This window comes from Rhizobacter sp. (assembly GCA_021153565.1).
Lineage (GTDB): Bacteria > Pseudomonadota > Gammaproteobacteria > Burkholderiales > Burkholderiaceae_C > Albitalea.
Genome location: JAJKJU010000036.1, coordinates 15,472 through 36,435 on the forward strand (window position 1 = coordinate 15,472; position 20,964 = coordinate 36,435).

At 59.5% G+C, this 20,964-nt stretch carries 17 protein-coding genes; 12 read left to right on the forward strand and 5 right to left on the reverse strand.

From position 1 onward, the window contains the following. Nucleotides 1-60: 60 nt before the first annotated feature. The 10 genes from AC30NL_RS02670 to AC30NL_RS02715 all read left to right on the forward strand — a co-directional run bounded on the left by AC30NL_RS02670 (nucleotide 61) and on the right by AC30NL_RS02715 (nucleotide 11,547). Nucleotides 61-1,623 carry an O-antigen ligase family protein gene (locus AC30NL_RS02670; protein ID WP_489462466.1) on the forward strand — a complete coding sequence of 521 codons (1,563 nt, stop codon included), beginning with the start codon at nucleotides 61-63 and terminating at the stop codon, nucleotides 1,621-1,623. Next, complete coding sequence (locus AC30NL_RS02675) at nucleotides 1,620-3,803, forward strand: hypothetical protein (protein WP_489462467.1); 2,184 nt, start codon at nucleotides 1,620-1,622, stop codon at nucleotides 3,801-3,803. Before AC30NL_RS02670 ends, AC30NL_RS02675 begins: the two co-directional genes overlap by 4 nt. Next, nucleotides 3,800-5,149, forward strand: coding sequence for an oligosaccharide flippase family protein (locus AC30NL_RS02680; RefSeq protein WP_489462468.1), 1,350 nt, complete (start codon nucleotides 3,800-3,802; stop codon nucleotides 5,147-5,149). The genes AC30NL_RS02675 and AC30NL_RS02680 overlap by 4 nt, the downstream gene beginning before the upstream one ends. Before the next feature lie 11 nt (nucleotides 5,150-5,160). Continuing rightward, on the forward strand, nucleotides 5,161-6,123 hold the full coding sequence (locus AC30NL_RS02685; RefSeq protein WP_489462469.1) for a glycosyltransferase family 2 protein: 963 nt from the start codon (nucleotides 5,161-5,163) through the stop codon (nucleotides 6,121-6,123). Between the two features lie 24 nt (nucleotides 6,124-6,147). Then, the gene (locus tag AC30NL_RS02690; RefSeq protein ID WP_489462470.1) at nucleotides 6,148-7,239 is read left to right on the forward strand and encodes a glycosyltransferase family 4 protein; all 1,092 of its coding nucleotides are present in this window, start codon (nucleotides 6,148-6,150) and stop codon (nucleotides 7,237-7,239) included. A 56-nt stretch (nucleotides 7,240-7,295) separates the two neighbouring features. Then, entirely contained in the window at nucleotides 7,296-8,240 is a 945-nt protein-coding gene (locus AC30NL_RS02695) for a VirK/YbjX family protein (protein WP_489462471.1), read from the forward strand. Continuing rightward, on the forward strand, nucleotides 8,237-9,205 hold the full coding sequence (locus tag AC30NL_RS02700; protein WP_489462472.1) for a glycosyltransferase family 2 protein: 969 nt from the start codon (nucleotides 8,237-8,239) through the stop codon (nucleotides 9,203-9,205). The genes AC30NL_RS02695 and AC30NL_RS02700 overlap by 4 nt, the downstream gene beginning before the upstream one ends. Nucleotides 9,206-9,353: 148 nt before the next feature. Next, nucleotides 9,354-10,331, forward strand: a complete 978-nt coding sequence (locus tag AC30NL_RS02705; protein WP_489462473.1) for a glycosyltransferase family 2 protein — start codon at nucleotides 9,354-9,356, stop codon at nucleotides 10,329-10,331. A gap of 16 nt (nucleotides 10,332-10,347) precedes the next feature. Continuing rightward, on the forward strand, nucleotides 10,348-10,863 hold the full coding sequence (locus AC30NL_RS02710) for a hypothetical protein (RefSeq protein WP_489462474.1): 516 nt from the start codon (nucleotides 10,348-10,350) through the stop codon (nucleotides 10,861-10,863). A 78-nt stretch (nucleotides 10,864-10,941) separates the two neighbouring features. Further along, a complete protein-coding gene (locus tag AC30NL_RS02715; protein ID WP_489462475.1) occupies nucleotides 10,942-11,547 on the forward strand; it encodes a glycosyltransferase family 4 protein in 606 nt (201 codons plus the stop codon). 67 nt (nucleotides 11,548-11,614) lie between these two features. Here AC30NL_RS02715 and AC30NL_RS02720 read toward each other — a convergent pair whose 3' ends face one another. The 3 genes from AC30NL_RS02720 to AC30NL_RS02730 form a co-directional block, all read right to left on the reverse strand. Further along, nucleotides 11,615-12,748, reverse strand: coding sequence for a hypothetical protein (locus AC30NL_RS02720; RefSeq protein WP_489462476.1), 1,134 nt, complete (start codon nucleotides 12,746-12,748; stop codon nucleotides 11,615-11,617). Nucleotides 12,749-12,947: 199 nt separating this feature from the next. Beyond that, nucleotides 12,948-13,436 carry a serine O-acetyltransferase gene (locus AC30NL_RS02725; protein ID WP_489462477.1) on the reverse strand — a complete coding sequence of 163 codons (489 nt, stop codon included), beginning with the start codon at nucleotides 13,434-13,436 and terminating at the stop codon, nucleotides 12,948-12,950. Nucleotides 13,437-13,454: 18 nt separating this feature from the next. Further along, entirely contained in the window at nucleotides 13,455-13,688 is a 234-nt protein-coding gene (locus tag AC30NL_RS02730; protein ID WP_489462478.1) for a hypothetical protein, read from the reverse strand. Between the two features lie 535 nt (nucleotides 13,689-14,223). On the opposite strand from AC30NL_RS02730, the gene AC30NL_RS02735 reads away from it, so the two are divergent. Next, nucleotides 14,224-17,616, forward strand: a complete 3,393-nt coding sequence (locus AC30NL_RS02735; protein WP_489462479.1) for an amino acid adenylation domain-containing protein — start codon at nucleotides 14,224-14,226, stop codon at nucleotides 17,614-17,616. Next, nucleotides 17,613-18,329 carry a cysteate racemase gene (gene cuyB, locus AC30NL_RS02740; protein WP_489462480.1) on the forward strand — a complete coding sequence of 239 codons (717 nt, stop codon included), beginning with the start codon at nucleotides 17,613-17,615 and terminating at the stop codon, nucleotides 18,327-18,329. Before AC30NL_RS02735 ends, cuyB begins: the two co-directional genes overlap by 4 nt. A 181-nt stretch (nucleotides 18,330-18,510) precedes the next feature. On the opposite strand, the gene AC30NL_RS02745 is transcribed toward cuyB, so the two are convergent. Both AC30NL_RS02745 and AC30NL_RS02750 read right to left on the reverse strand, forming a co-directional pair. Then, the gene (locus AC30NL_RS02745; protein ID WP_489462481.1) at nucleotides 18,511-20,109 is read right to left on the reverse strand and encodes a right-handed parallel beta-helix repeat-containing protein; all 1,599 of its coding nucleotides are present in this window, start codon (nucleotides 20,107-20,109) and stop codon (nucleotides 18,511-18,513) included. Nucleotides 20,110-20,248: 139 nt separating this feature from the next. Then, nucleotides 20,249-20,662 (reverse strand): fibronectin type III domain-containing protein, encoded by a 414-nt coding sequence (locus AC30NL_RS02750; protein ID WP_489462482.1) that lies wholly within the window; start codon nucleotides 20,660-20,662, stop codon nucleotides 20,249-20,251. Nucleotides 20,663-20,964: the final 302 nt, after the last annotated feature.

Below are 20,964 nucleotides of genomic sequence, written 5' to 3' on the forward strand. Positions count from 1 at the left end.
GTGCTGCTCGGGCACGCTCAAAAAATTCTCAGCCTCTGATCCCTCGTGCGTTTCTAGGTCATGCCCGTTCATCTTCGAGCTCTCGTCGTCCTCCTGATCTTCGGGGTCGTGGTGTTCGCCTTGTCGCGGCGGGCCGCGACCGAGTTTGCGGTGGACCACAGCGACTTCAACCGTCGACGAAACCTGTGGTTCATCATCACAGCCGTGGCCTTCGTGTCGCACAGCTTCTGGCTGTTCATCTTCGTCGCTGCCATGACCATTCTTGTCATGCGCAGAGAAGAGTCGAACCCGCTGGCGATGTATGCGGTCGTGATGTTCGCCGTTCCGCTCATCTCATCGCCGGTGCCGGGGCTGGGGGTGTTCAACCAGCTGCTGGAATTCGACTACACGAGGCTGTTGTCACTGGTGCTGCTTCTGCCCGCCTATTTGCACGCAAGGCGCGAGGTCAAGTCGCACGGTGAAGGGTGGGCCATTGCGGACTTTTGCCTGCTTTCCTATGTTTTGGTGCAGTTGGGGTTGCGGCTGCAGTTGGACACGCTGACCAATACGCTGAGGTATGCCTTGTACGCGGTCATAGACGTCGGGCTTCCATACTATGTGGCAAGCCGCTCCTTGCGAAGCGCACGTGCATACCGCGACGTCTTCATGAGTTTTTGCCTGGCGAGTCTTGTTCTCGGCCTGGTTGCCTGCTTCGAGGCAGTGAAGTACTGGCTGCTCTATGGCGACCTCATCCACGCCTGGGGTCTGCACTGGAGCTATAGCAACTATCTGGGTAGAAGCGCATTGCTGCGGGCTCAAGGCCCGACGGGCCAGCCGATCGTGCTCGGTTGCATTTTCGTCGTCGCCATCGCGCTCTGCTTGGCGATGCAACGCTATGTCGTTCAGAACAGGCGGATCTGGTGGCTTGGGTTGTTCCTGCTTTTTGGCGGGCTCATTTCTACAGTTTCGAGAGGGCCTTGGGTCGCAGCGTTGGCCACACTCACCGTTTTCAAATTAACGGGGCCGAAGGCAGTGGGGGGGCTGTTCAAGTCGGGCCTCGTGCTTGGCGCGATCGTGGGTCTCGTGATGATGTCGCCGATGCGTGACACAGTCGTCGACCTCCTGCCGTTCATCGGCACCGTCGAAGCCGAGAACGTCGTGTATCGGCAACGCATGCTGGAGTCGTCTATCCAGATCATTCTTCAGAACCCCTGGTTCGGTTCCACCGACTATGTGTCGGAACTCATTGCCATGGATCTCGTGATCGGCGGCATGGTGGACATTGTCAATACCTATGTCGGCATCGGCTTGGCTAATGGCCTTGTCGGTCTTTTCAGTTTCATGGGTGTCTTCATCCTCGGTGGCATCTCCGTGTTCTGGAACATGATGCGTCTGCCTGACCCCGAATGCGAAGAGCGCACGATCGGTCAAGCGCTTCTCGCGTCACTCGTGGGGATCGCCGTTTCCATCGGGACGGTCAGCAGCATCACCTTCATTCCGTTGCTGTATTGGTTTGTTGCTGGACTTTGTGTTGGCTACTCGTTCATGGTGAAGCGCACGCTCGACACCATGTCGGCACCCGTCGAGAGGCCGGTCGATCTGCCGCAAGGTTTCCGTGCCGCCCCGAAGTCGCGGCCAACATGAAGCTTGCCGCCATTGCCTATCGCCGACTCTTCATCTGTCTTGCAAGCGTTGTTGCTGCTTGCCTTTTTGGGGGCGCGACCAGTGCCTCGCCCACGTCGATCGATGTGATCGACTGGACGTCCGCCCAGGTAGACCTGTCGTTCCTCAACAAGCCCGAGCAGCCGGCCGGCAAGCGCGGATTCGTAAGCGCCAAGGGCGAGTCGCTGGTATTCGGCGACGGCAGTATTGCAAGGTTCTGGGGTGCGAACCTCACGGCTGCAACGCTGTTCATGTCCGATACCGCATCGGTGAAGCTGCACGCTCAGCGCCTGTCACGACTCGGGTTCAATCTGGTTCGTCTGCATCACCACGATTCGTCGTGGTCGCGTCCGAACATTTTCGGACCAGCAGGCACTGCCGGCTCACGAAAACTCGATCCGGCAATGGTCGAAAAAATCGACTGGTGGATCAAGTGTCTCAAGGACGAGGGCATCTATGTCTGGCTCGACCTGCACGTGGGGCGTGAGCTTCGCCGAGCTGACGGCATCGTGGGCTTCGACGAAATCGCCAAGGGAAAGGATGCCGTCGACCTGAGAGGCTTCAACTACGTCAACGACGACATCGAGCGGGCCATGAAGGCGTTCAACGAGGCTTATCTCGGCCACGTCAATGCCTTCACCGGCGTGGCCTACAAGGACGACGCGGCCATCGCGGCCGTGCTGATCACGAACGAGAATGACTTGACGCATCACTTCGGCAATGCCCTGCTGCCGAACCAGGGCGTTCCGAAGCACAGCGCGCGCTACATGGCTGAAGCGAGCGTGTTTGCGAAAGCACACCAACTGCCAGAAGAACGCGTGTGGCGCGCGTGGGAAGCGGGCCCGTCGAAGATATTTCTAAACGACCTCGAACAGCGTTTCAACGCGCGGATGATTGCCCATCTGCGCGGCTTCGGCGTGAAGGTACCGATCGTCACGACCAGTCTCTGGGGATGGCAGATGTCTTCGCTGCCGGCCCTGACAAGCGGCGACATGATCGACGTCCATGCGTATGAGGAGGCCGGATTTCTGCGACGCAATCCCGCCGCTGCACGGACCACCGTGCACACGATCGCTTCGGCGCAAGTCCCGGGCATGCCCTTGTCGGTGACGGAATGGAACATGGGCCAGTTCCCGGACGCAGATCGAACCGTGCTGCCGCTGTACGTGGCGGCCAGCGCAAGCCACCAGGGATGGGACGCGCTCATGCACTATGCGTACGCGCAAAAGCCACTGCAGTCGCCCGCTGCTGCATCGAACTGGCATGCCTTTAACGATCCGGACCGTCTTGCGATGCTGCCTGCCGCTGCCTTGCTTTATCGACAAAATCATGTGCGCGAGGCCTCGATAACCTATTTGTGGACGCCGAACATCGCGCAGTTGTTTTCGGGAGGCATGCCCGCCCCGCAGGCAGCAGCCTTGCGCATCGCGGCGGAGCGAGGGCGTTTGCTGACGAGTTTGCCGAAGGTGGAGGCACTGCCATGGGTGCGCGCCGCCTCGGCCCCAGCCGGTTCGATCAACATTGAAGCACTTGCCGCTGACCCGGTGCTGTCCCGCCGAGCCGGCGAGGTGGTTTCCGATACGGGGGAATTGCGCCGGGACTGGTCCGCAGGCGTGTTCAAAATCGACACCCCTCGAACCCAGGCGGCCGGTGGAAACCTGGCTGCACACGTCGTCGAACTGTCCAGCGTCACGATCCGAATGAGTGGGCCGCACGTCAGCGTTGCGGTGCAGTCGCTTGATGGCGAACCTGTCGCGCGGTCGAGCAACATCCTGGTGTCAGTCGCTTCAATGTCGGTGCCGTCGAAGGGCTCGCAACTGCCATTCGTTGGCGAGCCCGCCGGTGGTGATGTCGAGATTCGAGCAGACACCGGGCTCACGGCAACTGAGCAAGCGGGTGTTCGGATCAAGAGCGAGGCTGGGCGCTGCCTTATCCATTTTGATGGGACGGCGCCGATTCACTGGGTGCGATTGCGTCGCCCAACCCTGGTGTCGCGTCAAGCCACAAATGCCGGTTGCTCGCTTGCTCTCGAAGCGCATTGCGGCGTTGCGCCTCCTCGCCATAGCGACGGCCATGACTCGGCGGCGCGCCTTGCACTGCGCTCCGACAGCGGCGCGATCAATCGACATGTGTGGCTTGACGCGACACTAGGGGCGCAATGAGCACAACGGTCATGTCCACGGAAACCTTGAAACAGCGAGTCTTCCGCGCGGGCGGATGGACGCTGATCGGCTATGGAGCCACACAGGTGCTGCGCTTCGGCAGCAACCTCATCCTGACTCGTCTGCTCTTTCCCGAGGCCTTTGGGTTGATGGCCATCGTACAGGCCGTCCTGACCGGTACTGCGCTGCTTTCGGATGTGGGTATCAGCCAAGGCATTGTGATCAGTGCCCGCGGAGGCGAACGGCGCTACACGAATACGGCGTGGACCATTCAAGTCTGCAAGGGAGCTCTCATCGGTCTGGTGCTCATGGGCCTGGCCCAGCCGATCGCTGCCTACTACGGTCAGCCCATACTCGCGCAGCTCATTCCGATGGTGGCCTTGGTCGCATTTGTTGACGGCTTCTCGTCGACCAAGGTGGCATTGTCCAGCCGCAATGTCGACGCTTTGCGCGTGACGATGATCGACGTGGGGACGCTCGTTGTGAACATCGTGGCTGCCACGCTCCTTGCCTGGCACGACCCAACTCCCTGGGCCTTGGCCTGGGGCTATCTTTTCGCAGAGCTGATGAAGATGCTGGCGGGCCACCTGTTCCTGAAGGGCCCCGTCAACCGCTTTGCGTGGGACAAATCCGTTGCCCGCGGCATCTTCTCTTTCGGCCTATGGGTCATGCTGAGTTCGGGGCTGACTTTCCTGGGCGGAGAGGGAAATCGCCTGATCTGGGGATCGCTGCTCGATGTTCGATTGCTGGGGCTGCTGGGGCTCGCTACCGCCATCAATCTTGTCGTCTGGCAAGCGGCCAGGCAGCTCGCGGCACGTGTGCTGTTGCCGGCGTACTCCGAAGTGCTCCGCACGAACCCCTCGCGCTTCTCCAAGGTGGTTGAACGCGCACGTCTCGTACAGATCGCTCCCACGTGGTGCATGGCCTTGATGCTGGCCTTCGGCGGCCCGAAGATTTTTTCCATGCTCTATGACGCCCGTTACGCGGAAGCCGGCGTGATCCTTCAGATCCTTGCACTCGGCCTCATGGTCGACATGCTCAACGGCTCGTTTTCAGGTGTGCTCTGGGCGATGCAGCGAGTGGGACTCAGCACCGTGATTCAAGTCGCACTCTTGTTTTGCCAGATTGGAGGAATGCTGGTCGGGTATTGGATTTGGGGCAAGCCCGGTGCAATCATCGGCTTTGCTTCCGCTGGCTGGGTGTTGTATCCGCTCCATTCCACGGTTTACGCCCGACTTGGCCTGTGGCATCCGCGCATAGACATCCCCGTGTTGATGGCCTCGACGGCCGCCGCGGTCGGGTTGGCGCTGACGAATGACTGGAGTCCGCTCGCGGCATTCAAATGAGCGTGACGAATATGGATCAGACAAGACCGACGGTCAGCGTCATTGTTCCGATGCTGAACGCGGACGCGTACATCGAGGACGCGCTGCGTTCAATCCTGCAGGAGCGCGACGTCTTGATCGAAGTCATTGTCGTGGACGATGGTTCCATCGACAACTCGCGACAGCTGGCAGCGTCGCTCGGGGATGCCAGGGTTCGAATTGTCGATGGGCCCCGCAAGGGGATATCGGCGAGCCTCAACACTGGCATCGAGGCGAGCTGCGGCAGCATCGTGATGCGATGCGATGCCGATGATCTGTATCCCGAGGGGCGCATTCGACGCCAGGTGGCTTGGCTCGAAGAAAATCCAGAGCATGATGCCCTGTGCGGCGCGTTCAGCACGATCGACCGCGCCGGAAGAGTCATTTCTCAGCTCGTCCCGCGTGACACGAAGACTTTCAAGAGTATCGAAGGTGAGCTGCGTCGTGGAAAGAGCCGTACTCATTTATGCACCTTCGCGATACGCAAGCGCGTGTTCGAGCGAATTGGCATGTTCCGCGAATACTTTGAGACGGGAGAGGACATCGATTTCCAGTACCGCTTGGGCGAAGTGTTTCGTGTCGCCTATGAGCCAATGGACAACTACTTCTATCGCTTGCACGGGGCATCGATCACGCATTCGCGAAGCAGCCGTCGCCGAGTCTTCTTCGATGACATGGCATTAGAGTTTCAGCGGCAACGCCTGTCGGCGGGCGCGGACGCACTCCAGTTGGGAAAAGCCCCGGCACCTCCCGTCGACACGAATTCTCCGGCGGGCAGCTTGTCCATGCAGATGCACGGCATGCTTGTCGGGCAATCGTGGCGCGATCTTGCTGAAGGACGTGTACGCGCAAGCGTGGGTCGCGCTTGGCGAGCGGTCGAAACGCATCCGCTCCAACTGAGTAGTTGGATGAATTTCGCGAAAATCCTGTTTCGGGCCGCCTTTCCAAAGCAATGAAAAACTGAACGGCGCTTCACAGAAATGAAAATCACGTTCCTACTTCCGCCGGTGAACATGAGCGGCGGCATTCGGGTCATCGCTATCTATGCAAAGTGGCTGGCCGATCACGGCCATGCCGTCACGATCGTGTCGACACCCAAGGAAGCATCGCGCCGGCTTCATCGAATTCAGGATGCGTTCGGATTGCGCAAGCCATTGAAATCGCATCTCGACGGACTCACGCTGGACCATCGGATTCTCGAGACGGCCCGACCGATCGTCGATGCGGACGTGCCGGATGCAGACGTGGTCGTCGCAACGTGGTGGGAGACGGCCGAGTGGGCTTCGCGTCTGTCGCCCTCGAAGGGCGTGAAGGTGTATTTCGTGCAAGGGCACGAAGTCTTCCACAGTGAAGGTGCACAACGGTGCCGTGCCACCTATCGGATGCCCTTGCGAAAAATCGTGGTCGCCCGCTGGCTTGCTCGCGTCATGGAAACCGAATACGGCGATGGCAACGTCGACGTTGTTCACAACAGCGTCGACCATTTGCAGTTTCACGCGCGGCCGCGTGGAAAGCAGACTCAGCCGACGGTCGGTTTTTTGTACTCGGAAGCTGCAGTCAAAGGTGTCGATGTTGCCATTCGAGCGGTGGAGACTCTGCGCAAGCAGATTCCGGGGCTCAAAGTGCTGAGCTTCGGTTCGGCTCGTCCCAAGACTGAGCTCGCGAAGCTGGGTAACTTTCATTTCGACCCGCCGCAGGACACATTGCGCGATCTCTACGCACGTTGCGATGTATGGATTGCGGCGAGCCGAAGCGAAGGTTTCAACCTGCCTGCCATGGAAGCCATGGCTTGCCGTACACCGGTGGTCTCCACCATGACGGGTTGGCCTGAAGAAGCGCTGGTGAACGGCGTGAATGGTGCGCTCGTCGAGATCGACGATGCCGACGGATTGGCAGCCGCGGCAAAGTCGATACTGATGCTGCCGGATGCACAGTGGCGCCAGGTTTCGCAGGCTGCCTTCGATACCGTGCGAGATGGTTCATGGGAGCGTTCTGCCGAACTCTTTGAAGCCGCGCTTCGCCGCGCCATCGATCACGACAAAGACAATTTGAGGAGGACGGCACGAGGATGACAATACGTGATCACGCAATTGAAGATTCGACTGGTCGCGTGTCGGCCACTCCACCCATGCAGGGGCTGATTCACACCTTGCGCCGCTTCTGGCGATGGTCGTCGCCAGTCTGCGGGCAAAAGGGATTGCGCCGTTTGCGTGCACGAGTTTCCTTCGTCCTCAAGGCATGGTCTGCACAGGATTTGCTGCGCCCGTTCGTGGCGCCGCCAAGCGGTGGTTCGCTGCAACGAGCCTTCCAACAGCGTCCGGAAATCGTCGGCGCAATCGTGTGGCCATACATGTGCTCGACCTGGAGTTCGAAGGAGCGGATTCAGCGTATTGATGAGCACTTCAGGCTCATTGATTCAATGGGGGGCGCGCTGGACTTTCCCATTGACCAGTCCTTTGAACTCATCGACCTCGGCGACGTACAAGAGTCTTTGCGTGTGGTGCTCGATCGGCCGCAATGGTTCATGCGGGAAGGGCAACTTGTTCTCAATCTCTTCATGGCGGATGTCCGCATTTATTCGATCGCTTTTTCGTTCGCCTTCGAGGGTGAACGCACGGTTGCATTCGTGGGCGCCATTCAGGGCGGAAATGCCGATGGCGCGATGGCCGACTACAAGGATCTGACCAAGACGCTGCACGGCATGCGGCCGAGAGACTTCCTGGTCGAGTTGCTTCGGAGCTTTTGCCGCACCCTGGGTGTCTGGAGGATCTATGCGGTCGCGGACGCGAGCCGGCAGCATCGCAGCAGCTATTTTGGAAAAGCGAAATCGGACACGCTGTCGCTCAATTACGACGAGATATGGTCGGAGCGCGGCGGTATCAGGCACGATGCGGACTTCTTCATGCTGGGGCCCGAGGCGCCGCTCAAATCGCTCGAAGAAATTCCGTCCAAGAAGCGATCGATGTACCGCAAAAGGTACGAGCTGCTCGACTCCCTGCATGCTCGCATTGCCACAGCATGTGCTGGCATTCGTCCATTGGTGCACGGGCAACCGGCAGAGCATGAACGATGACGCAGGCAATGGCACCCAGCAAGGTCGATGTCTCCGTGATCGTGGTGAACTACAACACGGCACATCTGCTCAAGGGCATGCGCGACGCATTGACAGCCTCGAGTGAGGGCCTGTCGATTGAACTCATCATCGTGGACAACGCCTCTCGCGACGACTCCGCCGATGTATTGCGCCGCGACTTTGACGATGCCACCGTCATTCTCAACGACAAGAATGTGGGCTTCGGCCGGGCGAACAACCAAGGGCTGGCGCACGCTCACGGGCGCCACGTGCTTCTGTTGAACACCGATGCCTTCGTTGCACCGGACACGCTGATGAAGACCGTGCAATACATGGATGCCCACCCTGATTGCGGCATTCTTGGCGTCCGCTTGGTCGGCCGCGATGGCGTTCTTCAGCCGTGCTGCCGGTACTTCCCCACCCCCTGGAACCTCTTTCTCAATCGCACGGGCTTGCATTCGCTCTTTCCCGGCATACGTTTGGTCGATGACATGCATTGGGATCATGCATCGGTGCGCGAGTGCGACTGGGTGGTCGGCTGCTATTTCTTCATTCGGCGCGAAGTTGTTGACCAAGTGGGCTTGTTCGACCCCCGCTACTTTCTTTACAGCGAGGAGGTGGACCTTTGCCGCGCCGCCAAATCGTTCGGATGGAAAGTGGTGTTCTTTCCGAAGACGACGGTCGTGCACATCGGCGGTGAAAGCGCAAAGAGCGACAGTCATCTCACACCGGGCAGGCAGATTTCTGCATTGCAGATCGAAAGCGAACTCCTCTACTTCCGAAAGAACCACGGCTTCGGTGGCCTGCTTGCGGCACTCGCGCTTTCGACCTTGGGTGACATCATGGATGTCGTCAAGGGCATCGTGAAGCGCCGAGGGGTGATTGCCTCCGCGGCGCGCAAGCACTTGGCGCTGTATTGGTCATCTGCCGTGCAGACCAGGCTCGGCTTGCGCTCGACGCGGTGATTCGCACGAATGGCACACCGGTGAAGCTGCGAAGAATTGCCTTGAGACTGAGCATGCAAGCCTCCCGGTCCAGCGTTTTGCACCGCGAGTCCGACGAGGCGTCGATCCACGTCGCCTTTTCAAGTTTGCACCCTCATCCGAGAACCAAATGAAACAGCTGGGTGTAGTCGTCATTGGGCGCAATGAAGGCGAGCGCCTGCAACGCTGCCTTGATTCGCTGAGCAGCGTCGAGTCAGTCATCGTCTATGTCGATTCCGGATCCACCGACGCTTCGGTCATGAGGGCGCGTGCCAGGGGCGTCGAAGTCGTTGAATTGGACATGTCAGAGCCTTTCACCGCTGCGCGCGCTCGCAACGCGGGTTTCGCGCGACTCAGGCTGGTCGAGCCTGGCGTCAGCTTTGTTCAGTTCGTCGACGGAGATTGCGAAGTCATTCAAGGCTGGCTTGAAGAAGCGATGCGCTTTCTCGGGAGCCGCGAGGACATTGCCTGTGTCTGCGGTCGTCTGCGCGAGCGCTTTCCAGAACTTTCGGTCTATAACCGGCTTTGCGATTTCGAATGGGACCGCGCACCGGGCGAAACCGACGCCTGCGGCGGCATTGCGATGATGCGCGCCGATGTCCTGTCCGAGGTGGGCGCGTTTCGCGAGGACATGGTTGCCGGGGAAGAGCCAGAACTGTGTCAGCGGATGAGGGACAAGGGCTGGAGAGTGTGGCGCTTGTCCATGGCAATGGCTTGGCATGACGCCGCCATGACGCGGTTCGGCCAGTGGTGGAAGCGAACAAAGCGCACTGGCTTCGGCACGGCGCAGCGGCTCTGGCTGTCGGGTGTGGCCACCGAAAAAAGCATCGTTCGGCAGTCGATGAGAACTTGGCTGTGGGCTGCGCTCGTTCCCATGCTCTTCCTGGCTGGAATTCTGTGTTTCGGCCGAATGGGCTTTTTGCTCTTTCTGGCGTACCCGATTCAGGTTTTGCGCATCGCGGCGTCCACGGATCGCGGATGGCGCTTCAATCTCGAGCGAGGCTTCTTTCTTATGCTTGGAAAGCTTCCCGAGTTGCTGGGGCAAATCCAGTTCTGGGCCGGGCACAAAAGGCGGCGTGGTGCCACTTCGTTCGATTACAAGTCTTGAGGGGAGCCAAGCGTCCGTGCGAGTCGCCTACTTGATCAACCAGTACCCCGCCGTTAGCCACACCTTCATCCGGCGAGAGATCCATGCTTTGGAGAGATTGGGCGTGTCGGTCGACCGCATCGCATTGCGCGGCTGGAACATTCCGCTGGTCGACTCTGTCGACCTCGCGGAGCGCGTATTGACGCGCTATGTACTCAAAGGCGGTGTAGTGCCTTTGCTCGGTGCCGCTTTGAGCACGGCCGTCTCAAAGCCCATGGCTTTCCTTCGGGCGCTGAAATTGGCCTGGGGGATGTCGCGCCAATCGGAGAAGCGGTTTCCTGTCCACGTGGCCTATCTGCTCGAAGCATGCGTTATCAAGAAGTGGATGCAGCAAAGTGGCGCAACCCACTTGCACGCTCACTTCGCCACCAATCCCGCCGAAGTTGCCATGCTGGTTCGCGCGCTGGGTGGGGCACCGTACAGCTTCACGGCCCACGGATCAGACATCATGGACCGGCCGGCTCAAGTCGGACTCGCAGAAACCGTCGGCTGATCGGTATTCGCCGTCGCAGTATGTTCGTACGGCCGCAGCCAGATCTGCAGGTGGATTCCGCAAGCCTTATGGCCACGCGTGCAAGTCGTCCGATGTGGCCTGGAAGCAGGGTACGGTGCGCAGTCGACGACATCTTCCACCGACGCCGTGCGCTTCGTCTGCGTCGGCAGGCTATCAAAGGAAAAGGGGCAACTGCTGCTGATCGAGGCGATGGCGAAAGCCGTGCGGCTTTCGTCCAAGCCTTTCGATCTCGTCCTGGTCGGCGATGGTCCTCAGCGTCTTGACGTGCAGGCCTTGGTCCAGCGTCTTGGCGTGGCCGATCGCGTGCGGATCACCGGCTGGCTTGATGCACAAGGTGTCAGGGCCGAGATGTCTGCCGCGACTGCTCTCGTCGTTCCGAGTCTCTCCGAGGGCCTGCCTGTCGCCATCATGGAGGCCATGGCGAGCCGACGTCCAGTCATCGCGCCCTACCTTGCGGGCATTCCGGAGTTGGTCTGCGCGGGCGACACTGGATGGTTGTTTCCGGCGAGCGACGTCGATGCGCTGGCGGATGCCATGCTGGCTTGCGTCGAGGCGCCTGCCAACACTCTGGCGGCAATGGGTGATTCAGCGTTTGAGCGCGTATGGCGCATGCATCACGTCGATGTCGAAGCAGGCAAATTGAAGACACTGATGGCGGGTTGAATGCCTGGCTGAACGCCCTGCGAAGCCAAGGCACAACGGGCGACGGGGCAGTGGGCTTGATGCCGCCTCATGCGGTGAGCTTCTTGACTGTCACTCGAGGCGCGGGCGTGATGTTCTCGAACAATTCGCCAAGCGCGTCGAGAAGCGTTTGCGCCAGCGGGCGTTCAGTATGAATCACCATTTCGAAGAGTCCGCCGAAACTCATTTCGCGATAACGTGCCAGCACATCCGTATCGCTGCGTTCCTTCGGAATGCCGATGTGCAAGGTAAGTTTCGCGCCTCGCAGTTGCGCCGAAAACAGAGGCGTATTCCATAGGAATGAGCAGGCGCCTCGCTCGGGAAGTCGCACGTAAAACCACTCCTGACACTGGCTTGCGTCGAGAATGCCGCCGCGGCGGCGCTTCCAGTGCAGCAGACCGTCGTCAGGACGTGCGAGGCAGTCGCCCAAGCCGTAATAGTCAAAGCCGTTCTCTTTCGCGTATTTCGTTGCGAGGAAAACATTGACCGAATTCACTTCGTGAAGTCGCTTTGAATTGGTGAATATCGCTTCCGCGAAACCGAACCGGATCGCATTCCAGTAGAGTTTGCCCTTGCGTATTCTCTTGAAGCCCAGATGGCATGCCGCGGCTTCTCCATCGGAGTGAAGGATGTCCATCCGACCATCGGGGCGGGTGGCGATGTTCATGACGGTCGTGCGCGACAACTGGTCCGCGCCCGGCCCATAGCGGGCTCGGGCGTATGGTTGCAGCATGGTCTCGTCGGCGTGCGCGATCTCTTGAGGTGTTGCCGCCCGTACGATCGTCGCTTTCAGGAGTTGCTGCCGTACGACGCGTCGCAGTTTGTCGCCGTAGCACGCGAGCAGGTCGTCCAAGGGCAAGTCCAAAGGCACGACAGGCTGAATGAAGCGCGGGACGCGCAGCGAGCCTGGCAATGGAAATTCACTGACTGCGACAGGGTCGCAATCATTCATTCTTTGGGATGAGCCGCTGAGTTGCAATTCGACGACTTCGGTTTGAGTGCCTCTGCCCGAATAGCGGACTTCGTGCGTGCAGCCCGGAGGCGAAAGGTCCACGCGTACCCATTTCCAGAATTGGGCCTTCCGGCGCAGCTCTCGCAATGCTTCCTGAATCCATTTCAGCTCGGCGCGAAGTGACGGGGGTATCGGCTGATAAAGCCGATAGAGCAGTGCATGAACGGACATTCCGCCAAGTCCTCCTGAGTTTTTGTATTGGTTCGCGAACCCACCATTTGAGAGTCTCGACTCCACAGGGCAAGCACCAATTCGATCGAGGCTGCATCATGGCGACTTTGTCCGCGCCGCAATTAGACCTCATTGTCGCCAACGCATGACTCAGTTGAATATGTGGAATCCATGGGATTCCATTGATGGTGCAGTTCGTCTACGCGGAATTCGGGACTTGAATGATTCTTGCCGGTATGCCGACTGCCGTCGCTCCGGCAGGAACGTCGGACAGCACTACCGCGTTTGCGCCGATGCGGACATCGTCGCCAATAATGACTTGCCCAAGGATCTTCGCGCCGGCGCCGACGTAGACCCGCGAACCGATTCGCGGGACGCAGTGGTCCTCAACCATGCCGATGGTGACCTGCTGCATGAGCATGCAGTCATCGCCAAGAATTGCTTCGTGATGAATCACCACTCCCACGGGATGTGGGAGTCGAAGGTTGGATCCGAACTTCGCGTCGATGCCGATGTCCGCACCCGTCATGATGCTCAGGACTTCATAGCGGACACGAGCCAGCCGACGAAGCACACGGGCAATGATGCCCGAGCGGGTCTTGTAGACCTGATAGCTACGGATGCTGTTGAGAAGTGCTCGAACCAGAATCCGCTGCGGATTCGAGCTCTCTTTTCCTGCTGCTTTCACCAACGACCCTGTCTTCTATTACTGGCACTTGCGCGTCGATTCATCGAGTTCCCGGCGGTCGGCAGCCAATGCTGCGATAGTCACGCCACCGACGGCAAGCGCCGAAAGCGCGACGGCCGGCCAAGGAACCCCCGCCACGAATGCCAGCCAGCCCAGGCCTGCTGTGAAGACCGCCACCCCTAGCGCTGCGTAGTAGGGAAAGACCGAGTGAGCCGTGCCATTCTTCTGAGGATTGTCTGGGGTTTGCTGCATACGACTGCCATGTCTGTCGGGGCGCCTTTTACACCAGGCTGATCATCGTCGATGCCACGATGACGGCCGATGCCGGCCAAGACGGAAGGATACCTTTCAATCGCCGAAACTCAGCGCCTTGACCGTCACCGATCAGTCCCAGGGGGCCGATTCAGGGGTGGCGGCCAGGCCACGGCATTGCCGGCCTGCGACTATGGATGCGCCAAAATGGACAGGCTGAAACAGTTCCTCAAGCGCGCAGCCTGCACATTGAATAGGCCGATGGAACTGTTGCTGCTCACGGAATCAACGGGAGAATGAATTGCAAGGCCCAGTAAAGAAGACCAGCGTCGAAATTGCCGGTAAGTCAGCGCGTGAATCAACCAACCTATCGGAAGCCGACGAAACATGGCTCGTACTGCCCCCTGACCACGGCCGCTGTGACCCGCAATCCGGGCGGATCGAACTTGAGGCAACGCTTGACTCGCAAGCCTCGGCAACTGTTGGCTTGGCGTGCTTCCTTTCAATCTTGCACCGCCATACCAACCAGTCTTCCTTGACCATTGGCGTCTGGCGCAAGGCTGATGGCATGAAGCCGGTGTCATGCGAGATTCACGAACAGACGAGCCTGACCGATGTCGTGGCGGCGTGCTCCTCATCAAAAGAGACCGACGCGGGAAAGTCCAACGAGGGTGTAGTGCCCACCGTGTTTGTGTTCGGGACTGGCGAAGAGGTGTCCGCCGCCACTTCGTTCACGGCAGTTGCAGGCGTGTCCTTGCTGTGGGTGGAAAGCGGCCTGTCGCTCAGCGTCAAACTCCAATTCGACGGTAAGTTGTTTCTCGTCGAGCGCATGAAAGAGTTCTTGGCGCAGTTCGAGATGCTGGTTCGCCAAGCCATCGCGTCGCCGCATCTTCGCGTGCTCGACTACTCGCTGATGACCCCACTGGCGTCGACATGGCTGCCTGACCCTACGGCGGCCATCGACGTTCCGCGCTATCCACTCTTGACGGAGTCCTTTGCTTCGATCGCGGCGACCCGGCCAGATGAAGTCGCCATTCGCCAGTCGGGAAAAACCTGGTCTTACGCCGATCTGGATCGCAGTTCTGGCCAACTCGCTGCCCACTTGTGTGGGGCCGGTGTCGCGCTCGGCAATGTGGTGGCTGTTTCAGGCCCGCGCAGCTTTGGTGTCGTCAGTTCTGTCCTTGGCGTATTTCGAAGCGGTGCGACGCTGCTGACCATCGATCCCAAGCTTCCTTTCGAGCGCCAAGCTGTGATGATGAAACAGACCGGCGCCAAATTCCTGGTGCGCATTGGAGAGCCCGGTGGCATCGACGATAGCGTGCAGGTCATCACCGTCGATCCGGAGACCGGGCTCGTTTCCTCGAAAGCATGCGCCGCATCGCCCGCGACGCAGCTACCTGTGCTGATTCCCAATGCGGCGGCGTACATCTTCTTCACCTCCGGCAGTACTGGTGTGCCCAAAGGTGTCGTCGGCTCGCATCAAGGGCTTGCGCACTTTCTCGACTGGCAGCGCAAGACCTTTGACATCGGCCCAGGCGATCGCGCGGCGCAAATCACGACCCTGTCTTTCGACATGGTGCTTCGGGACATGTTCCTCGTCCTCACCAGTGGCGGCACCTTGTGCATCCCCGCCGAGGCCGAGGTCCTCGATCCGTCCGCAATCCTGATGTGGATGGCGTCGGAGCAGATCAGCATCCTCCACGTGGTCCCGTCGCTCTTGCGCGCCTGGACCAATCATGTGCCTGCACAACTGCGCCTGCCAAGTCTGCGGCGCGTGTTCTTGGCGGGAGAGCCGCTGACCGATGCGCTGATCCTGAATTTTCGAGCGGTTCTCGGTGACGGGCCGCTGATCACCAACTTCTATGGTCCGACAGAGACGACCCTGATCAAGTGTTTCCACAAGGTGTTTCAGCCGGAGCCAGGCGTGCAGCCGATAGGCCGTCCGCAGCCCGAGACGCAGATATTGATCCTCAACCGCAATCGAAGGCTTTGCGGCGTGCACGAAATTGGCGAGATTGCCATCAGGACGCCATTTCGCACTCTCGGCTATCTGAACGCGCCGGAGGCGACGGCAAAGGCTTTCATTCCCAACCCGTTTCGCAAGGACTGCGACGACGCGGCCGACTTGATCTACCTCACTGGTGACAGCGGCTGTTACCGCGCGGATGGGCTGCTCGTCATGCGAGGCCGCATGGACAACCAGGTCAAGATCCGCGGCGTGCGCGTGGAACCGGGCGAGGTTGAGGCGGCCATCGGGCTTTGCGCGGGAGTCAAAGAGGCCGCCGTGGTGGCGCACGAGAATGCGAAAGGCATCAAGTACTTGGCGGCCTATGTTGCGTTCGACCAAGAGTCAACGCGGGCCGGCAACGCGGCGGCGACGAATATGCTGCGCGACTACCTGCGTGCCCGGCTGCCGGAAAACATGGTGCCATCGGTCTTCGTCATATTGGACGCCTTGCCTCTGTTGCCCAATGGAAAGGTCAACAAGAAGGCACTCAAGCCCACGGACGTGTCGTCGTCCGTTGAACCCGTGGCTGCGTCCGGTGCGTGTGACGGTCCGCGCAACCCGCTTGAGGCCGAACTGCTCGCCATTTGGAAGGGCGTGCTCGGGCATGAGCGCGTCGGTGTGAACGACAGTTTTGTCGAACTCGGCGGGGATTCTCTGACCGCGATCAGCGCGCTGGTGCGGATGCAGCGCCTGGGAATCCCCGATGCTTTTGCCCGTGGCATCTTTCAGGGCTGGTCGATTCGTCAGATATCGGACATGGCGGACGGGAATGCTCCGTCGCTGGAGGGGGTGCGGATGCCTCCGAAAGTGAAGACCAATCTCCTGGTCAACGTCCTGCGCGGCATCCTGGTCATCATTCTTGTGGCCGGACACTGGATCGACGGGTTGCTCAATCGCCTGCCCGACTCTTTGCACGGGACGGTGGAAGTGCTGATGCCATTGTTCAACGTGGCCACGCCGGGATTCGCAATGCTGTTTGGCCTGAGCCTGGGCTATATCTATCTGCCGATGTATCTCACCGATCCAGCGCAGTCCAAGCGGGGCTTGCGCCAGGGCGTGGGGCTGGTTGCCATCGGCGTGATGATCCGTGCGGCCCTTGACATCAGCATGCTGATGATGAGCGGCGATCCGTTCGACTCCACGACCTTCTTCGCCAGTTTCTATAGTGCACTGCTGTATTACCTGCTCGCACTCGCCACGGCCCCGCTGTGGTTCAAGGTCATCGCGTTGAACCGCAAGCACATCTACCGGACCATGAGCGTGATGTTGGTCGCCACCTATGTGCTTTATCAAACGGCGCAATGGCTTTTTCTGAGCCATGAGCAAGTGGGTTTTGTCCAGCTTTGCCGTCTGATGCTGGTGGCCAAGTTCAACTACTTCAACATGTCCGTGGGCGCATTTTCGGGCTTGGCGGCTGGGTACTACCTCTATCAATGGTCCTTGGGCAAGCAGCCGCTGGCCGACTTGACGCGTCGCCTCCTGCTGTCCGGATGCGCGGTGACGATCGTGGGGCTGATTTCTGTGTACATGGATACCGGCAGTTTCTGGGCGCTGCACGACGCCGCGCGAATGCCTTTGTGGAAGTGGATCTTCTACGGCGGAACTTTGCTGCTTGCGGCGTCCTTGATCAGCGTCGCCTTGTCGAACTACGAACGCTACGTCGCACCGGTCAGGGTGAGCATCAACCTCTTGAGCGTGCTCGGGCAGATATCCTTGGTCGTATTCGTCTTCCACAACATGGTTCTTCGGGCCAAAGCGCTGCTGGTCCATTTCGGAGTGCCAGGTTCGCCAGCTCTGCTGATTCCGCTGGGCCTGTTCTTCGGCGGATGCGGCTGGTTGATGTTCAAACTCTACGAGCTCTACTACGGCGCCATCGGGCCGCAGCAAGACGCCGCAGCGCGTGTCGGAGTGGCGGCATGAAGGACTTTCTGGGCGTGCTTGGAGGAATGGGGCCGCTGGCCACCGCCGATTTTCTCAGGAAGCTCGCTCAGGAATCGGCGGCCACCTGCGATCAGGAACACATTCCCATCCTGCTTTATGGCGACTGCTCGACGCCGGATCGCACGGACAACATCATCGGTGCGGGCTTGTCACCTCTGCCGAAGTTGCTCGAAGGCGTCAGATTTCTGAGTGACGCTGGTGCACGGGCGATCTGCATCCCGTGCAACAGTGCTCATCACTGGTTCGATGAGGTCGAGGCCGAGTCCAGCGTTACCGTGCTTCACATTGCGCGGGCGAGCGTGGCCTGCGTGAGCAAGAAGAATCCATCGGCCAGGCGTGTGGGCGTCATGTCGACCCTGGGAACCCATCGAACCGGCATTTATGCAAGAGCATTGAGTGAGATCGGTTACGAGGTTCTTGCTCCGAGGGAGCAGGAATTCGCCGATTTTGTCTCTCCCGGCATCGCCTTCGTGAAGGCCAACATCATCGACAAAGCTGAGATAGCCTTCGAAGCCGCGGCGCAGCGGTTGTTGGATCGCGGGGCGGACATCATTATCCTGGGCTGCACGGAGATTCCAATCGGAATGCAAAGGCAGTGCGCCTTGGTGCCGTCGTTGTACATCGACTCGACAAACGCGTTGGCGCAGGCGGTAATCGAATACTTTTCCAATCGATCCACTCAGGAGAGTTAAGTGGGGGGTATTCGGGCGGTGGCTGATGACATCGCCCTGCTTTGCAGGAGCAGCAAGGAAAAAGTCTTGCGCTCGTAGCCGGTCATGTGTCTTTCGAGTGCCTGGGCAATTGCTTCTACCAATGAAAAACGCGACGCCCCGATCAAGGGACGTCGCGTCGTAGGCTGCGCTATTGTGGAGCTTATTTGATGGTCACGCTCGGGGGGGGCGATGGAGGCGTCCTGTCATACGCGCCGATGTTCACAACGCCCGAAATCACGCTGTAGACCGCATTTCCGGCCTGGAGCAATGGCGAGCCGTCCTTGGCCTTCATCGCGTAGCCGTTCGCAAGAGATGGGATGGCCTGAAGCATCGGATCCTTGTTCGAGCCATTCTTGTCGAAGCCTGCTGCTTGTGCTGCGGCAAGGGTCGCGTAGCCCGTGCTGTACGTTCCGGAACCGGCGGTGTAGCAGAGGTTGTTGTCGAATGCCGTGAAGCCTGCGAGTGTCAGACCTTTGGTGCTGAAGCATGTCGAGTTGGAAGCTCCGGCTCCGAAATAGATCAGGTTCGATACCACTTTGTGAGTGGCCCCGTAGGTCTCTACGCGGATGCCGGCGCTGCCATAGGCAGGGGACGCGGCATAGATCGAGTTGTTGCGGACAGTCAGGTTGGTGTCGAGCGCATCGCCACCTGTGGGTGTGCCATCCGGCATCGCGATGCCGATGAAAATGCCAGGAGCTTCCCGGACGATGAAATTGTTCTCGATGACGCAATCCGGGCATGACCCCACTGCGATGCCGATGCCGCCTACGTTGATGACCTTGTTGCCTCGAATGATGGCGCCACGAAAGGATTCAGCCACGCTGCCGTAGCCGGTTGCGACTTGAATACCGTAGCAGCCCGGGTGTGCGCCAGTGGATTCATCGATGTAATTGTTCTCGATCACGAGGCCCTTTTGCACGCCGTGCACCACGATCGGCACGCCCTGGCAAAGGCCCGCTCCTACTGCGCTGCGTGTCGACTTGTTGCCGCGAATGACGACATTTTCACCTTCGGAACTGATGTAGATGTTGTGGTTTCGGTTCAGCAGAGCCCCGGGATTGAAGCCGTTGTTGTCGAAGCGATTGTTCTCGATCAGGACGTTGTAGCAGCCACCCAGATAGCCAATGTCAATGTTATTGCTGATGTTGGAGTTGCGAAGCGTGATGTATTCATTGCGCGCATTGCTTGCGGCGTTGGCAGGCGGATTGGATTCAGAGCAATTGACGCCAACGGAGAAATTGCTGACGTCCAGACTGTCGAGCGTGATGTAGTCAGCATCGTTGTAGATGAAGATGCCGGTGCTGCTGCCCGAACCGCGCAAATCGAGGTTGCGAATGACGTAGCCCTCATCGTGGTCGGCATTGCCCGAGTCTTCGAACTGGAGCGCGTTCGTGCCCGTCGGAGCCATGAAGATTGGCTTTTGCGTGCCTGCTCCCCAGGTTGGCTTATAGCTGTCGAAAATCAACGGTGTCGCTGCGCGGCTGTTCGGATTAAAGATCTTCAGCTTCGCGTTGGTGAAAGCCGCGCCGCGTGCAAAGCGCATTTCGTCGCCACCTTTCAGCGCTTCGATGACGGTCTGCGCCTTGGCAATGGTTCGCCACGGGGCATCGATGCTCGTTCCGGCGTTGGCGTCGTTGCCGGGCACGCAACCAGCGGCCGCGCCAGCCTGGCAATCCGAGACGTAATAGACCGTTGCCGACGCCGATGCGCTCAAGGCAATGGCCACTGCGGCCAAACCGGTTTTCAAAATCGTTTTCATTTCGTTTGCTCCAATCTGGAATCCACTCGACACCGACCTCCCGGGCCTTGCGGAATCTAACCTCAATTCGCCAGCATTCCCTGACGGAGACATCGATGATGTTCGATCTGTCTTGCGGGACAGATCAGCGACGCGGTCCCTAGCGGATAGCCTTGTTCACTTCCACGGAAGGGCTGCTCTCGTTGTCCGATGTGTCGTAAGCCTTGACCACAACGAAGTATGTGTTCGAAGGCAAGCCACTGATCGTGTAGCTCAGTGTGCTCGGGCTTGGCACGTTGATCGTATTCGTGTACGTACCGCTTGCTGTTCCGTAATAGATGCGATATCCGGCCAAGTCTGCCATTTTCAGGCCGTCTGCGCTGGTGGTCGGGGTCACCCATTCAACCGACATCGTTCCAGTCGGCGAGACTGGGTCGGGCGTCGGCGCGGGCAGGGTGGTCTTGGGCGGCGTCACGCCTGCCGGCATTGGAGCAATCTGATTGATCGGGGCGCTGCCCAGGCGCGCCAGGTTTGCACTTGCAACACCATCGTCCGTGCTTTGAGCCGTGCTCACGGAGTCAGCACTGCCACCACCGCACGCACTCAACAATGCGGCAAGGGAGATGCAAAGGCTGATCGAAACGGGGGCAAAAGCTGCCCGGCCCAGGAAGGTTCTCATGTATCGCTCCATTAATCAAAAAGATTCACAAGCACTGGCACGGAAGCCGGCAGGCTCGCGGTACGGAGAGCGAAGGAACCGACGGGGTCGGTGTGACGCAGGGGCGTTGAAGTCGCTCGAACATTGCTCCCGACGTTGTCCAACCGGAGTTGAAGCGCGCTGCGCCGGGGGCATACAGGTTTTCGGAAGCTGGTCGA